General features: G+C 71.6%; 9 protein-coding genes. 1 reads left to right on the top strand and 8 read right to left on the bottom strand.

Translation table 11 applies throughout. From position 1 onward, the window contains the following. Positions 1-273: 273 nt before the first annotated feature. From treS to STRTU_RS10560, 4 genes are all read right to left on the bottom strand, one after another. Positions 274-1,992, bottom strand: coding sequence for a maltose alpha-D-glucosyltransferase (gene treS, locus STRTU_RS10575; RefSeq protein WP_159743308.1), 1,719 nt, complete (start codon positions 1,990-1,992; stop codon positions 274-276). Continuing rightward, on the bottom strand, positions 1,989-3,992 hold the full coding sequence (locus tag STRTU_RS10570) for an alpha-1,4-glucan--maltose-1-phosphate maltosyltransferase (RefSeq protein WP_159743307.1): 2,004 nt from the start codon (positions 3,990-3,992) through the stop codon (positions 1,989-1,991). Before STRTU_RS10570 ends, treS begins: the two co-directional genes overlap by 4 nt. 618 nt (positions 3,993-4,610) lie before the next feature. Continuing rightward, positions 4,611-6,185, bottom strand: coding sequence for a sensor histidine kinase (locus tag STRTU_RS10565; RefSeq protein ID WP_159743306.1), 1,575 nt, complete (start codon positions 6,183-6,185; stop codon positions 4,611-4,613). After that, positions 6,182-6,871, bottom strand: coding sequence for a response regulator (locus STRTU_RS10560; RefSeq protein ID WP_159743305.1), 690 nt, complete (start codon positions 6,869-6,871; stop codon positions 6,182-6,184). The genes STRTU_RS10565 and STRTU_RS10560 overlap by 4 nt, the downstream gene beginning before the upstream one ends. Before the next feature lie 169 nt (positions 6,872-7,040). Between STRTU_RS10560 and STRTU_RS10555 the strand changes: the two genes are divergently transcribed. Then, positions 7,041-7,637 (top strand): hypothetical protein, encoded by a 597-nt coding sequence (locus STRTU_RS10555; RefSeq protein ID WP_159743304.1) that lies wholly within the window; start codon positions 7,041-7,043, stop codon positions 7,635-7,637. Positions 7,638-7,740: 103 nt separating this feature from the next. Here the strand turns inward: STRTU_RS10555 and STRTU_RS10550 are convergent, their stop codons facing one another. The 4 genes from STRTU_RS10550 to STRTU_RS10535 form a co-directional block, all read right to left on the bottom strand. Continuing rightward, the gene (locus tag STRTU_RS10550) at positions 7,741-9,372 is read right to left on the bottom strand and encodes a M4 family metallopeptidase (protein WP_159743303.1); all 1,632 of its coding nucleotides are present in this window, start codon (positions 9,370-9,372) and stop codon (positions 7,741-7,743) included. Positions 9,373-9,659: 287 nt separating this feature from the next. Then, a complete protein-coding gene (locus tag STRTU_RS10545) occupies positions 9,660-11,939 on the bottom strand; it encodes a M4 family metallopeptidase (protein WP_159743302.1) in 2,280 nt (759 codons plus the stop codon). Positions 11,940-12,324: 385 nt separating this feature from the next. Further along, entirely contained in the window at positions 12,325-14,172 is a 1,848-nt protein-coding gene (locus STRTU_RS10540; protein WP_159743301.1) for an ABC transporter ATP-binding protein, read from the bottom strand. After that, a complete protein-coding gene (locus STRTU_RS10535; RefSeq protein ID WP_246240345.1) occupies positions 14,169-16,043 on the bottom strand; it encodes an ABC transporter transmembrane domain-containing protein in 1,875 nt (624 codons plus the stop codon). Before STRTU_RS10535 ends, STRTU_RS10540 begins: the two co-directional genes overlap by 4 nt. Positions 16,044-16,062 lie beyond the last annotated feature (19 nt).

The raw sequence follows: 16,062 nt of genomic DNA, 5'->3' as shown, positions 1-16,062 counted from the left end.
ATTCGGCCTTGACTGTGCGGCGGCGCGGTGGGGGTACCCCCAGACGGAGTCCGGGGCTCCCGGCCGGGAGCGTCCGTACGGCAGCGGTCTTCCGGCGTGCGCTGCTCCGCTGCGCGGCGGTCCCCTTCGCGAGCCGGGGGACCGGCGAGGGCTCACCCGGCCCGTGCGGTAATAAGGAGACTGCCCTGGCGAAAGGTCAAAAAACGCCCGTACGTGCCGGGTGGCCGCGTACGGGCGTCTTCCTGGCGCCCGTGCCCGGTCAGGGCACCGGCGCTAACCGGAATTTCTGCGCAGCCGGAACCAGTAGAACCCGTGCCCGGCGAGGGTCAGCAGATACGGCAGCTCCCCGATGGCGGGGAAGCGGACCCCGCCGATCAGCTCCACCGGATGGCGGCCGCTGAAGGACCGCAGGTCCAGTTCGGTGGGCTGGGCGAAGCGCGAGAAGTTGTGCACGCACAGCACCAGGTCGTCGTCCGCGCCGCCGGTGCCCGGCGCCTCCCGCAGGAAGGCCAGCACCGCCGGGTTCGTGGAGGACAGCTCGGTATAGCTGCCGAGCCCGAACGCCGGATTCTGCTTCCGGATCTCGATCATCCGCCGGGTCCAGTGCAGCAGCGAGGACGGCGAACTCATCGCGGCCTCGACATTGGTGACCTGGTAGCCGTGGACGGGGTCCATGATGGTCGGCAGGAAGAGCCGGCCCGGGTCGCAGGAGGAGAAGCCGGCGTTGCGGTCCGGCGTCCACTGCATCGGGGTGCGCACCGCGTCCCGGTCGCCGAGCCAGATGTTGTCGCCCATGCCGATCTCGTCGCCGTAATAGAGAATCGGCGACCCCGGCAGGGACAGCAGCAGGGCCGTGAACAGCTCGATCTGATTGCGGTCGTTGTCGAGTAGCGGGGCCAGTCGGCGGCGGATACCGATATTGGCCCGCATCCGCGGGTCCTTGGCGTACTCCGCGTACATGTAGTCGCGCTCTTCGTCCGTGACCATTTCGAGGGTCAGCTCGTCGTGGTTGCGCAGGAAGATGCCCCACTGGCAGCCGGACGGAATCGCCGGGGTCTTGGCGAGGATTTCCGAGACCGGATAGCGCGATTCGCGCCGTACCGCCATGAAGATGCGCGGCATGACCGGGAAGTGGAAGGCCATATGGCATTCGTCGCCGCCGACGCCGTAATCGCCGAAGTAGTCGACGACGTCCTCCGGCCATTGGTTGGCCTCGGCCAGCAGCACGGTGTCCGGGTAATGCGCGTCGATCTCCGCGCGGACCCGCTTGAGAAAGGCGTGCGAGGCGGGCAGATTCTCGCAGTTGGTGCCCTCCTCGGCGTAGAGGTACGGCACCGCGTCCAGCCGGAAACCGTCGATCCCCAGGTCGAGCCAGAAGCGCAGCGCGGAGATCATCTCCTCCTGGACCGCCGGGTTCTCGTAGTTGAGATCCGGCTGGTGGGAGAAGAAGCGGTGCCAGTAGTACTGCTTGCGGACCGGGTCGAAGGTCCAGTTGGAGGCCTCGGTGTCGACGAAGATGATGCGCGCGTCGGCGTACTGCTTGTCGTCGTCGGCCCAGACGTAGTAGTCGCCGTACGGCCCCTCGGGGTCGGTGCGCGACTCCTGGAACCACGGGTGCTGGTCGCTGGTGTGGTTCATCACCATATCGATGATGACCCGCATACCGCGGTGGTGTGCGGCGTCCACGAATTCCACGAAGTCGGCCAGATCGCCGAATTCGGGGAGCACCGCGGTGTAGTCGGCGACATCGTAACCGCCGTCCCGCAGCGGGGATTTGAAGAACGGCGGCAGCCAGAGGCAGTCCACCCCCAGCCATTGCAGATAGTCGAGCTTGGCCGTGATGCCCTTGAGGTCGCCGATGCCGTCGCCGTTGCTGTCCTGGAAGGAACGCACCAGGACTTCGTAGAAAACGGCCCGTTTGAACCAGTCGGGATCGCGGTCCTTCGCCGGGGTGTCCTCGAACGTGTCGGGGACAGGCTCATTGACGATCAATTGGGTGACCCTCCGATCGGTGAGGACGGTCGCAGCGACAGCACATGGGCGGGCGCGGGAGAGCGGCCCGGCTCCAGGCGCACATAGTTGTCTCTGCCCCAGTGGTAGGTATCGCCGGTGAGCTCGTCGCGCACCGGGAAGGACTCGTGCCGGCCGAGGCCGAGTTCCGGCATGTCCAACGACACCGTCGCCTCGTGGGTGTGGTGCGGGTCGAGGTTGACCACCGTGAGCACCGTGTCGGCCCGGTCGCCGCTCCCCTCGCGTTTGGAGTAGGCGAGGACGGCTTCGTTGTCGACGTGGTGGAAGTGCAGATTGCGCAGCTGCTGCAGGGCGGGGTGCCGGCGGCGGATGCGGTTGAGCGTGGTGATCAGGGGGGCGAGGGTGCGTCCCTCCCTGGCCGCCGCATCCCAGTCGCGCGGCCTGAGTTGGTACTTCTCCGAGTCGAGGTACTCCTCGCTGCCGCGGCGCCGCGGCGTGGCCTCGCACAGCTCGTATCCGGCGTAGACGCCCCAGGTGGGGGCGAGGGTGGCGGCCAGTACGGCGCGTACCGCGAAGGCCGGGCGGCCGCCCTCCTGGAGGTAGGCGTGCAGGATGTCCGGCGTGTTCACAAAGAAGTTGGGCCGCAGATAGGAGGCGCTCTCGCCGGTCAGTTCAGTGAGGTAGTCGGTCAGCTCCTGCTTGGTGTTACGCCAGGTGAAGTAGGTGTACGACTGGTGGAAGCCGATCTGCGCGAGGGTGTGCAGCATGGCGGGGCGGGTGAACGCCTCGGCGAGGAAGAGCACGTCCGGGTCGGTGCGGTTGATGTCGCCGAGCACCTTCTCCCAGAAGGCCACCGGCTTGGTGTGCGGATTGTCCACCCGGAAGATCCGTACGCCCTTGGCCATCCAGAAGCGCAGCACCCGCTCGGTCTCGCGGACCAGCCCGCGGAAGTCGGTGTCGAAGGCGAGGGGGTAGATGTCCTGGTACTTCTTCGGCGGGTTCTCGGCGTAGGCGATCGAGCCGTCCGCGCGGTGCTGGAACCACTGGGGGTGCAGGGTGACCCAGGGGTGGTCCGGCGAGCACTGCAGCGCGAAGTCCAGGGCCACCTCCATCCGCAGGTCACGGGCGGTGCGGACGAAGTGCTCGAAGTCCTCGAAGGTGCCCAGGTCCGGATGGAGGGCGTCATGGCCGCCGGCCGGTGAGCCGATCGCCCAGGGGGAGCCGACATCGTCCGGACCGGCAGAGAGGGCGTTGTTGGGGCCCTTGCGGTAGGCGGTGCCGATGGGGTGGACGGGCGGGAGGTAGACCACGTCGAAGCCCATGGCGGCGACGGCCGGCAGCCGGTCGGCGGCGGTGCGCAGGGTGCCGCTGACGGCCGTACCGTCCGGGGTGACGGTGGCGCCCTCGGAGCGCGGAAAGAGTTCGTACCACGAGCCGTACAGGGCCCGTCGGCGCTCGACGAGCAGCGGCATCGGACGCGAGACGGTGAGCAGCTCGCGCAGCGGATGGCCCGCCAGCGCCTCGGTGACCTGCGGGGACAGCGCCGCGGCCAGCCGGGTCGCGGCGGGCAGCCCGGCATTGCGCAGGGCGTCCACGGCGGTGAGCACCGCCTCGCGCCCGTCGCGCTTGGGGACCTCGGCGGCCGCCCGCTCCAGGAGTTCGGCGCCCTCGGTGAGCATCAGCTCGGTGTCGATCCCCGCCGGGATCTTGATGGCGGCATGCCGCCGCCAGGTGGCGACCGGATCGGCCCAGCCCTCGACGGTGAACGTCCAGCGGCCCTCGATACCGGGGGTGACCTCGGCGCTCCACCGGTCGGAGCCCGGCGCCCGCTCACGCATCGGCGTCCAGGGGCCGCAGCGCCCGGCCGGATTGCGCAGCACCACATTCGCCGCGACGGCGTCATGCCCTTCGCGGAAGACGGTGGCCGAGACCTCGAAGGTCTCACCCACCACGGCCTTCGCCGGGCGGCGGCCGCAATCGATCTGCGGGCGGATGTCCAGAACAGGAATACGACCGATCATGGGCTCACCTGGGCTTGTGATGCTTTGCGGGGTTTTGTCCTTTGTATCCGCTCCACGGCGGGCGGGCCGGGTGCGGGCATGGGCGCTCCCTTCCGCTTTCACTCGGCCGGCGGATGGCACGGCGGGGCGGATCGGTGCTTCCCCGGTCCCGGCCGTTGGTTCCCCCGGGGGATCCGGTGTGGATACGCCATCCGGGTGCGGGGCGTATCCGGGGGGCTTTTCCGTGGGCGGCGACGGGGAAGCCCGGCGGCAAGTGCGGCCCCCGCCGGTCCGTCATCACGGGCCCGCGGCGACCCGGCGGAACCCGTCCGGCCCCCGCGCGGGCGACTGCGACGCTGCGCTGCCACGGTCGGCGTTCGCCTCCTCAACTCGGTCTGATCACAGCGGAGTTGCGGTGTGCGGATGTCCGGTGCCGCGCCGGGGCCCCTCGGCGCCACACCGCAGCCTCTCGCCAGGAGGGAGTCCGTACAAGGGCGCGTGAGGGGGTGGAATCGGCCATATCGGCGGACGCGGCGGTAGGGGGCTCAGGGGTGTGAAAAGGGCTGAAGCGGGGGCGAGTTGAGTGTGCCGGCCCTGCGGCTGGCGCGCCGGCCGCGGCTCCGGTCCCGGCGGGCCCGCCTACCGGTCCCGCCGGTGCACCACGCTCTTCCCGGCCAGCCGGTCGTCCTCGGTGAAGCAGAGGGCGTAGGCGGAGTCGGAGCCGGGGCGGACGCTGTAGTACTCGCAGGTCCAGCCGTGCGGGGGCGGTGGGGTGCCGTCCGGTGGGGCGTCCAGGGCGAAGAACGGCAGGAGGGGGGTCAGGCGGGAGCGCTCGGTGCCGAGGCGGAGGGCCGTGTAGTGGTCCCGTTCCAGCACCGTCCAGGACGGGCTGACGAGGTGGAAGACGCCGCTCAGCACCGTCAGGGCCGCCAGCAGCGCCAGTGGGACGGTCACCATCTGCCGGAGCCGCCGCTGCACCCGCTGCCGGGCATGCGCCAACTCCCGTGCGGCCGCGGTGGGTTGGGGGCGTTCGTAGGATTCCGGCAGTGGTCCGCCGGCCGTCGGCAGCCGCGCGGAGACCGTGAAGCCGCCCTCCGGGGTGGGGCCGGCCCGCAGCGCACCGCCCGCCAGCCGTACCCGCTCGTCCAGTCCCACCAGCCCGCTGCCGCCGGAGACCGGACCGGCCGTGGGTCCGGCCGCCGGTCGTGCGGGGTTGGCCACGGTGACCTCCACCTGCCCGGCGGCCCGTCCGATCCGCACCCGGACGGCCGCGCCGGGGGCGTGTTTGGCGGCGTTGGTCAGCGACTCCTGGACGACGCGGTGCAGGGCGTGGCCGGTCATGGCCGGAAGCGCGGGGGTGGCGGTGTCGTCCGCCTGCTCCAGGGTCACCGTCATCCCGGACGCCCGCGCCCGGTCCACCAGCCGCGCCACACTCTCGTCGGCCGGCCGCCGGGGCGCGCTCTCGTCATCCGTGCGCAGCACGCCGATGATCTCCCGCAGCCGTTCGGTCGCGGCCCCGGCGGCGGCCCGTAGCTCCCCGGCCGCGGCCTGCCGCTCCGCGTCCAGCCCCGGATCGACCTCCAGCGCCCCGGCCCGCAGCGCGAGCAGGGCCAGATCATGGCCGAGCGAGTCATGCATGTCCCCGGCGATCCGGGCGCGCTCGCGCAGCCGGGTGCGGTCGGCGACGGCCTGCTGTTCGCGCTCCATCCGCTCCGCCAACTGCCAGCCGGTGCGGGCGAGTTCGGCGTACTGACGGCGGTAGCGGCCCAGCAGCCACGGCAGCACCACATTGAGCAGCAGCGTCAACAGCAGCGAGAACCACGGCCACACCGTGCGGCCCACCACCGCGGCCAACGGCAGCCCGCACGCCGCCACACCGGAGAAGAACCACAGCGCGGGGCGGGCCCGGGACAGCCGGACCCCGGCCAGATAGCCGAACACGGCCAGCGCGACACAGTAGGCGGGGGTGAACAGATCCAGCGAGATCACCAGGCTCGGCGCGATCGGCAGCGCCAGCGCCACCAGCGGCCGTCGCCTGCGCAGCAGCACACCGACGCCGAGCAGCGGGAAGGCGGCAAGACTGACCCACAGTTCGGTGCCGTGGACGGAGCTGAAGGGGGCGAGCGCCGGCGGACCGCACACCAGCAGCCAGAGCGCCGGTGCGGGGGCGTGGGCGCGCAGCTGCCGCGCCGCCGGGCGCTTCCACCGCGTCATGACGCCGGGACCAGGCCCGCCTCATACGCGAGGATCGCCGCCTGCACACGGTTCCTGAAGCCCAGCCGGGCGAGGATCGCGCTGACATGTGCCTTGACGGTGCCCTCGACAAGGAACAGCCGCTGGGCGATCTCCGCGTTGGACAGCCCGGCGCCGACCAGCCCGAGCACCTCGCGCTCCCGCCCGGTCAGCTCCGCGACCCGGGCGCGGGCGGCCACACCGCGGCCCAACTGCCCGGCCCCGAGATGGGAGATGACGCGGCGGGCGATGGACGGGGAGAGACAGGAACCGCCCCCGGCGACGGCCCGGACCCCGGCTATCAGCTCCCGCGGATCGCCGGACTTGAGCAGAAACCCGGCCGCGCCCGAGCCGAGCGCGCCCGCGATGTACTCGTCCTCGGAGAACGTCGTCAGCATGACGACGGCGGTGGCGGGCAGCGCCCTGGCCAGCTCGGCGGCGACCCCGAGGCCGTCCAGCCGCGGCATCCGGATGTCCAGCAGACAGACATCGGGACGGTGCCGGAGCGCCTGGTCGATCGTCTCGCGGCCGTCGGCGGCCTCCGCCACGACCTCGATATCGGGCGCCGCACCGAGGATCGCGCGCACACCGGCCCGCATCAGGGGTTCGTCGTCGGCGAGGAGGACCCTGGTGGCGCTGACGGGCGGACCGCCGCGGGACTCTGTCATAACCGCCAGATTATGCGGCGGGACGCCCGTAGCAGCGGTGTTCAGCGGGTATCCGGACATGCGGCTCGTCCCCCAACCGGGCGGGCTGCCGGGCCCGTCCGGCACGGTGCCGGGGCCGTGGGCGGGAGGTGCCGGATGCTGAGGGCCTCCGAACCCGCAGGAGCGGCCCGTGAACCAGCCCAGCCCCCGAGGAACCGGTGCACCAGCACTCAGCGACGCCGGCCAGGACACCGCCGATCAGCCCGGGGTCATCGGTATCGCCCTCGCCGCCGTGCTGACGGCCGCGCTCGCCGAGGGGTCCTGGCAGTGGTTCGCCACCTACATCGGCGTGACACTGCTCGCGGTGGTCTTCTCCTTCTACGGGATGCCGGCCCGGACGCCCGGCTTCCGCACCCCCTACCTGCGGAAACTCGTCGCGTATGCGCTGGTCGTCGGCCTGTGCGTGGCGATCGCACTGGCCCCCATGATGCAGCGCTGGGCGTGGCTGTTCCCGATGCCGGGCACTCGTAGCGGCTGCCCGGAACTGGGCCGGTACGAGGGCTTCCGGGCGCACGCCGAACTGGCGCACCCGGCGGGGCTCGACCAGGCCGCGCTGGCCCATGCGCAGCGGGCCCGGACCGAGGAGGCCGTCGCCGACTGCCTGTCGGCCACGACGACCCACTGGCTGCCGGTGTACGGGGCCGGGGCGGCGGTGCTGGTCGGGGTGGCCGTGTGGTCCTTCGACCGGGCCCGTGCGAAGAAGGGCAACCGTCCGGCGTCTTCCTGACCGGGGCCGTGAAACGCGAAGGCGGTGCCCGGAGAATCTCCGGACACCGCCCGCGCCGGGGTCAGATCACCCCGGGACAATCAGCACGTTCCCGCATGATGCGTCACTTGACGCCGACACCGGTCCAAGCGGCCTCGACGCCCTTGACCTCGGCGCTGCCGGCCTTGTACAGGTCGGTGGCGGCCTTGACGGTCGCCTCACGGGCGGCCTTGTAGTCGGTGTTCGAGGTCATGTACTCGGTCAGAGCCTTGAACCAGATCTTCTCGGCCTTGTCCCGGCCGATGCCCTCGACCTTCTTGCCGTCCGCCGTCGGGCTGTCGTACTTGACGCCACCGATCTCCTTCGCGCCGCTGCCCTCGGACAGCAGGTAGAAGAAGTGGTTGGCGACACCCGAGGAGTAGTGCGGGTCGAGACCGCCGGTGCTGGAGTCCCAGTTGTCCTGCGACTGACCGTCCTTGGACGGCTTGTCCATGTAGCGCAGCGGCTTGCCGTCACCGTTGATGTCGATCTTCTCGCCGATGAGGTAGTCGCCCGGGTCCTTCTCGCTCTTGGCGAAGAACTCGGCCGACGTGCCGAAGATGTCCGAGGTGCCCTCGTTCAGGCCGCCGGACTCACCGCTGTAGGTGAGGTTGGCGGTGGCGGAGGTGACACCGTGCGACATCTCGTGCGCCGCGACGTCCAGCGCGGTGAGCGGCTTCTTGTCGCCCTCGCCGTCGCCGTACGTCATGCAGAAGCAGCTGTCGTCCCAGAAGGCGTTGACATAGCTCTTGCCGTAGTGCACGCGGGACGAGGCGCCCTTGCCGTCGCCCTTGATGCCGCTGCGGCCGTGCACCTTCTTGTAGTAGTCCCAGGTCACGGCCGCGCCGTAGTGCGCGTCCACGGCAGCGGTCTGCGGGTTGTCCGGCTTGCCGGTGCCCCACTTGTCGTCCTCGTCCGTGAAGGCCTTGCCGTCACCGGACTCGCTGTTCTCCAGGTTCGTGGTCTTGTGGTCACCACGGTCCTTGTCGGTCAGCGTGTAGCCGCTGCCCTCCTTGGAGGTGCCCAGGTCGACGCTGCCGCTGTACTCGCTCTCGCCCTTGCCGGTACGGATCTCGTCGTACTGGAACAGCTTCTTGCCGCTGTTGGCGTCGGTGATGACGTGCATCCGGCTGGGGGTGCCGTCCTTCTTCACGCCCTTGACGACGGTGTCGTAGGCGAGCGTCGGGGTGCCGGAGGCGGCCCAGACGACCTTCTTGGGCGCCTGCGCGTCGGCCTTCTTGGCGCTGAGCGACTTCACCGCGGTGCCCTGGGCCGACTTCGCGGCGGCCGTCGGGGCGATCTTCGCCGTGGTGGAGGCCACCTTGACCGTCTTCTCGGTCGACTTGGTGGTGCTCTTGACCGCGCCGCCCTTGGCGGTGTGCACGACCATGTCGCCGCCCAGCACCGGCAGGCCGGCGTAGGTGCGGTCGTAGCGGGTGTGCGTGGTGCCGTCGGCGTCCTTGATGACGTCCTTGACGACCAGCTTCTCCTGTGCGCCCAGGCCCAGTTCCTTGGCGGTCTGCGCCTTGGTGGCGCTCGCGTCACGCAGCAGTTCCGCACGGTGCGAGGCGCTGAGCTTGAGGGGCGAACCGTCCGCGGTGGGGGGCTGCGCGGGGGAGGCGCCGGCGGTACCTGCGGTGATGCCGGCGGCCACGAGGGCCGCGACGGCGAACGACGTACCGACGACACGGGTCTTACGGGATATGCGGGGGGTCACGCGTGCTCCTTCAACTTTGCCAAGTGGTGGGGGTGCAAAGCGATGCGGGTGTGACGTGCGTTCGGGAAGACTGCCATTTCGAACGCGTGCATGTCAGGAGGGTGTTCGGGGTTTGGCTGAAAAATGTCCGTGGAGGGGTGCGCGCCGTTCGTATAACGGAGCTGGGCGCCGCCCCCGGATACCAGGGGACGACGCCCAACGCGCGTGCTTCGTGCGGCAGTTGTGCGGTGGCGAGATCTATGACCCGCCTATGGCACAGCTAGGTGTCCGCTGAGTGGCGCCTGTGATCAGAACGTCAGCTTCCAGCCGTTGATGTAACCGGTGTCCTGGGAGTAGACGTCCTGGACCCGCAGCTTCCAGGTGCCGCTTGCCTTCTCCGAGGACGCGTTGACGGTGTACGTGGTCTTCACGTCGGCCGCCGAGTCGAACGCGCTGGAGTTCTTCAGCCGGTAGGCCGTGCCGTCCGGGGCGACCAGGTCGACGACCAGGTCACCGCGGTAGGTGTGCACGATGTCCACCGCGACCTTCAGCGTGCTCGGTGCGTTGCCGCTGCGGCCGACGTTGATCGGGGAGGTGACCGCCGAGCCCGCGTCCGGGATCTTCACATCGTCGGCGTTCTCGAAGACATTGCCGCCACCGGCCGCGTTGACCGTCCAGGTGAAGGTGGCGTTACCGGTCTTCTTCGCGGCGTCGGTGACCGTGACCGCCACATTGCTGGTGCCGGCCGTGGTCGGCGTACCGGAGATCAGACCGGTGGTCGCGTTCAGCGACAGCCCGGCGGGCAGGCCGGTCGCCGCGTACGACAGCGCGCCCGCGGTGCCGCTGGTCGCCTTGATCTGCAGGCTCGCCGCCTGGCCCACGGTGCTGGTCTGGTTGCCCGGGTTGGTGACGGTGACCCCGCCGCCGTCCGGGACGCGGGCGCCGACGTTGACCGCCGCCCAGGTGTTGGCGACCGTGTTGTACGAGGCGCTGCCCTCACCGAACAGGTCGGCTGCCGCCTTGAGCGTGGCGGTGCGGGCGGCCGCGTAGTTGGTGTTGGCGTTCATGTACTGGCTGAGGGCCTTGAACCAGACCTTCTCGGCGTTGGCCCGGCCGATGCCAGGCACCGGCAGATTGTCGAAGGTCGGGCTGTCGTAGTGGACGCCGCCGATGTCCTTCGGGCCGCTGCCCTCGGACAGCAGGTAGAAGAAGTGGTTGGCGACACCGGACGAGTAGTGCACGTCCTTGTTGCCGACGTTGCTCGACCAGTAGTCGGCCGAGGCACCGTCCTTGGACGGCTTGTCCATGTAGCGCAGCGGGGTGCCGTCGCCATTGATGTCGATCTTCTCGCCGATGAGGTAGTCACCGGGGTCGGAGGAGTTGTTGGCGTAGAACTCCACCGCCGTACCGAAGATGTCGGAGGTCGCCTCGTTGAGGCCGCCGGACTCACCGCTGTAGGTGAGGTCGGCGGTGGCCGCGGTGACACCGTGCGACATCTCGTGGCCGGCCACGTCGATGGCGGTCAGCGGGGCGGCGTTGCCGCTGCCGTCGCCGTACGTCATGCAGAAGCAGCCGTCGTCCCAGAAGGCGTTGACGTAGCTGTTGCCGTAGTGCACCCGGGAGTAGGCGCCCACGCCGTCGCCCTTGATGCCGCTGCGGCCGTGCACGTTCTTGTAGTAGTCCCAGGTCTCCTGGGCGCCGTAGGCCGCGTCCACACCGGCCGTCTGGGCGTTCTGCGGCGTGCCGTCGCCCCAGGTGTCGTCGGCGTCGGTGAACAGCGTGCCGGTGCCGGACGAACCGTGCTTGAGGTCGTACGTCTTGTGGTTGCCGCGGGTGGCGTCGGTCATCGAGAAGTTCGGCGCCGAGCCCGAGGTCCCGAGGGTGACCTTGCCGCTGTACTCGCTGTTGCCGACGCCGTTCCTGATGGCCTGGTACTCGAAGATCTTGGCGCCGGTCGTGGCGTCCGTGATGACGTGCAGCTGGCTGGGCGTGCCGTCGTCCTGCAGCCCGCCGACCACCGTCTCGTACGCGAGCAGCGGCTTGCCGTCGGCGACCCAGACCACCTTGCGCGGTGCCTTCGCGGCCTCGGACTTCTTCGAACCGAGCGCCTGCGCCGCCTTGACGGCCTTCGACTCGGCCGCGGCGGGCCGCACCTTCGCGGTGGTGCTCGCGACCTTCAGCTGGGAGCGCACGGCCTTGGTGACGCCCTGGAGGGCGCCGCCCTTGCTCTCGTGCACCACGAGGTCACCGCCGAGGACGGGCAGCCCCTCGTAGGTGCGCTCGTAGCGGGTGTGCACGGTGCCGTCGACATCCTTCGAGACGTCCTTGACGACCAGCTTCTCCTTCGCGCCGAGCTTCAGCTGGCGCGCGGTCTCGGCGGTGGTGGCCCCGGCTGCCCGTATCAGCTCCGCACGCTGGGATGGGGACAGCTTGGCCGGCAGGGCGCCGGGATCGGGGGCGACATGCGTGGTGCCCGGCCGCGGGGCGGCCGCCGTGCCGGTACCGGCCTGAACGCCGACGGCCAGCATCGCCGTGACGGCGACGAGTGCGCCGGTCGCAACGGCGCGTCCATGGGGGGTGCGTCTCACACTGACTCCTTCTGCGGTGGCCGCGGAATGCCGCTGCGGCCGAGGGGGACCGGGCGGCGAAGCGGCCGTCCGGGCAGAGCGAGGCAGAACTCTTGGAGCGTGTGGGGGGAGACGTACGTGAGGTGCTGGGTGGAGCGGGTGGTGCGAGTGGAGCAGATGGTGCCGGTGGAACGGGTGGTGCGGTTGGAGCCTCCGGCCGCAGGGAGTTGGTGCTGTGGGGATCCGTGCGGCGGTTGCGGGGAAGAGTCCCACCAGCAGCGGCTTGTTGTCAGGCTCCGTTCAACTAATTGGCCGGAAACCGTCCGTTGCCCGAAATCGGTGTCCGGAAGCCGGACGGGGCTGATCGGCTGGTCGGCGCCAGGAGAGGCACGCTTACGGGAGAGCCTTAGCTGTGCCAGGACCGCCACAGTGCGGCGTAGGCGCCGTTCGCCGCCACCAGGGCGTCATGGGTGCCGAGTTCGGTCAGCCGGCCCTCCTCCATGACGGCTACCCGGTCCGCGTCGTGCGCGGTGTGCAGACGGTGCGCGATGGCGATGACCGTACGGCCCTTCAGGACGGCGGCCAGGGCGCGTTCGGTGTGCTGGGCCGTCCGCGGATCGAGCAGCGCGGTCGCCTCGTCCAGGATCACCGTGTGCGGATCCGCCAGCACCACACGGGCCAGGGCCAGTTGCTGGGACTGTGAGCCGTCGGGGCGATGGCCGCCGGCGCCCAGCTCGCTGTCCAGGCCGGCCGGCAGCTCCGCGGCCCAGTCGGCCCCCACGGCGGCCAGTGCGGCACTCAGCGTGGCGTCCCCGGCATCGGGCGCGGCGATCTGGAGATTGTCCCGGAGGGTGCCCAGGAACACATGGTGCTCCTGGGTGACGAGCACGATCTGCCGGCGCAGCGCCGCCGGGTCCAGCGCGGCGACCGGCACCCCGCCGACCGTCACCGCGCCCAGGCGCGGCGCATCGATCCCCGCCAGCAGCCGCCCCAGGGTGGACTTACCGGCGCCGGAGGGGCCCACCAGGGCCAGGCGTTCGCCGGGGCGGACGGTCAGGTCCACGCCGTGCAGGACATCGCGGTGCGCGGCGGGGCTCCGGCTGCCGTCGGCGGCCCCGTAGGCGTAGTGGACGGCGGTGACATCGATGCGGTCGTCGGCGGGGGTGGCGGGGGAGGGCTCCGGGGAGGGGTGGGGGAGAAGCGTCGCGGGCGCGGCCGCCCGGGGCCGCGGGGCCTGGCCGAGCCCCTCGACGCGGGCGAACGCGGCGCCGCTGCTCTGCAGTTGCTCGGCCCAGAACAGGACCGTCGCCAACGGGTCGGCCAGCTGCCGCAGATACAGCGCCGCGGCGATGACCACACCGAGGCTGATCCCGCCCCGCCCGTGCAGCGCCCCGCCGACCAGCAGGACGCCGACCACCGGGAGGACATAGGCGACATCCACGGCGGGCAGCAGCACACTGCGCAGGAACAGCGCGCGGGTGCGGGTGCGGCGGCACCGCTCGACGGCCCGCTCGCTCGCCGCCGTCCGGCGCTCCTGGAGGCCCAGCGCCTCGACGGTCCGGGCGCCGGTGGCGGTGGCCGCCAGCAGCTCGGCGAGCGCCGAGGTCGCCGCGCCCTCCGCCAGATACGCCTCGCGCGCCCGGCGCAGATACCACCGGACCGCGAACACCCCGCTGAACACCAGCAGCCCGCACAGGCCGAGCCGCGGATCGAGCACCACCACCGCACCCAGCAGGAACAGCGCCTGCGCCGCGGCGACACACACCTCCGGCACGGCGTCCCGCAGCGTCCGGGCGACCGAGGTGACATCGGAGGTGCCGCGGGCCGTCAGATCACCGGTGCCGGCCCGCTCCACGACGGCCGCCGGCAGCGCCAGCGCCCGGTCCACGTACTGCTCGCGGACCCGCGCCACGGTCCGCTCACCGAAGCGGTGCCCGACATACCGGGCGTAGCGCGCCAGCAGCAGCTGGGCCAGTCCGCACACCAGGATGACCAGCGCCAGCCGGTCGACCGCGCGCACCCCGCCGCCGGTCCGCACCGTGTCCACGATCCGGCCGAGCAGCCAGGGGCCGGCCAGACCGGCGCCGGCCGCCAGCGCGTTCAGCGTGAGCATCAGGGCGAAGGCCCGGCCGTCCAGCCGGACCAGCCGGAGCGCCGCCCGCCGGGTGGTGGCCGGATCGGCCACCGGCAGCGCCGCACCGTCCGGCAGGGCGTCGTCATCGGACCGTCCGGGCCGGGTGGCGGTCGTCGTCATCGGGTGTCCTCCTTCGGCGCGGGAAGCCCGGCCACCTCCGCGGGCCGGGCGGCCGGGTCGCCGCCGCCCGCGGGCCCGCCGTCCGCGCCGCCGCCGTCCGTGCCCCCGTCTTCCGTGCTGTCCTCGTTCTCGCTCTCGTCCTCGTTCTCGTCCTCGCCGCGGGCCACCAGACGGCGGTATCCGGGCTGTTCGTCCAGGAGCTGACGGTGGCTGCCGACGGCGACGGCCCGGCCGCCGACGAGGAAGTACACCCGGTCGGCCCGGTCCAGCAGCAGGGGCGAGGTGCTGGTGACGACGGTCGTACGGCCCGCCCGCGCGTCGTGCAGCCGGGCCGCGATACCGGCCTCGGTGTGCGCGTCGACCGCCGAGGTCGGTTCCACCGCGAGCAGCACTTCGGGGTCGGCCAGCAGCGCCCGCACCAGGCGCAGCCGCTGCCGCTGCCCGCCGGAGAGATTGCCGCCCTGTGCCTCGACCGCCGAGTCCAGCCCGTCCGGCAGCCCGCGGACGATGTCCTCCGCCAGGGCCGTACGGACGGCACGGCCGATCGCCTCCTCGGTCCGGTCCCGGCGCCCGCTCACCACCTCGCGCAGCGTCCCGGCGAACAGCTCGGCTTCGTTGTCGGCGACCAGGATCCGGTCCCTGACCTGCGGCAGCGCGATCTCGTCGAGACGTACCGCGCCCCATGTCGCGGCAGAGTCCGCGAACCGGCCCAGCCGGTCGACCACCGCCGCCGACTCGCCCGGCCGGGCGGCGGCCAGCGCGGTCAGCAGACCGGGCACCACCTGGACACCGGACGCCGGATCACACAGCACGGCGGCGGCCTCCGGGGCGTCCCCGGCCGCGTCCCCGGCGCCGGCCGCATCCCCGGCACCGTCCGCGGCATCCGGCTCCAGCCGCAGGAACCGGACCACCCGCCGGGCGGCCACCAGCCCGCGGGTGAGGTCATAGCCGCCCTCGATGAAGAACGACACCGGCACCACCAGCGCCGCCGCATAGCCGTACACCGCCACCAACTCACCCACAGTGATGGCCCCTTGGGCCGCCATCCGGGCCGCGAGCCAGGTCACCGCGGCCAGGAACAGCGTCGGCAGACCGACCCCGAGGGCCTGCACCCAGCTCGTCACCGCACCGACCCGGTAGCCCTCGCCGCGCAGCGCCCGCGACTCGCGCCGGTAGCGGTCCGCGAACACCTCCTTGCCGCCCAGGCCGTTGAGCACCCGCAGCCCGCCGACCAGGTCCGTCAGCCGGGCCGCCAGCCCGCTCTGCCGCTCGCGGTACCGCGCCTCGGCCCCCTGCAGCCGCCCCAGTAACGGCCCGACCAGCAGCGCGAGCAACGGGACACCCAGCAGCACCACCCCGGCCAGCAGCGGCGAGACGCTCAGCAGCAGGACGGCGACGACCCCGTACGCCAGCACCCCGCCGACACCGGGCCCGGTCATCGTCAGCGTCTGGCTGATCACCGCGACATCGCCGATCCCGATCGTGACGACCTCCCCGGCGGTCACCTTGCGGGGCAGCGCCGCCCCCAGCCGCAGGGTGTGCGCCACGATGGCCCGCACCGTACGGAAGGTGGCGTCCATACGGATCCTGGTCATGGTGCGGTGCCGCATGACCGCCAGCCAGGCGTTTGCCACCCCGACCCCGAGCAGCACCGCCGCCCAGCCGAGCAGCACCGGCATCCGGCCCGGCACCAGTCCCTCGTCGATGGCCCGGGACAGCACATAGGGCGGCAGCATCAGCCCGATCATCCACAGGCTGCCGTACGAGGCGCCCGCCGCCACCCGCCCCCGCTGGCTGACCACCAGCCACCACACATACTGTCCGGCACCGCGGTGTCCGGCGCTTCCCGGTCCCCGTGCGCTGTCGGCCATCGTCCCCGCCCCCTTCGCG

The organism is Streptomyces tubercidicus, assembly GCF_027497495.1.
Lineage (GTDB): Bacteria > Actinomycetota > Actinomycetes > Streptomycetales > Streptomycetaceae > Streptomyces > Streptomyces tubercidicus.
Note: the sequence above shows the minus strand (reverse complement) of the source record. Positions and strands in the feature narration are given on the sequence as shown.

Bases quoted from the DNA above. Each gene is read 5' to 3' on its own strand.
- STRTU_RS10570 (WP_159743307.1), bottom strand. From the start codon at position 3,992: ATGATCGGTCGTATTCCTGTTCTGGACATCCGCCCGCAGATCGATTGC.
- STRTU_RS10565 (WP_159743306.1), bottom strand. From the start codon at position 6,185: ATGACGCGGTGGAAGCGCCCGGCGGCGCGGCAGCTGCGCGCCCACGCC.
- STRTU_RS10560 (WP_159743305.1), bottom strand. From the start codon at position 6,871: ATGACAGAGTCCCGCGGCGGTCCGCCCGTCAGCGCCACCAGGGTCCTC.
- STRTU_RS10540 (WP_159743301.1), bottom strand. From the start codon at position 14,172: ATGACGACGACCGCCACCCGGCCCGGACGGTCCGATGACGACGCCCTG.
- STRTU_RS10535 (WP_246240345.1), bottom strand. From the start codon at position 16,043: ATGGCCGACAGCGCACGGGGACCGGGAAGCGCCGGACACCGCGGTGCC.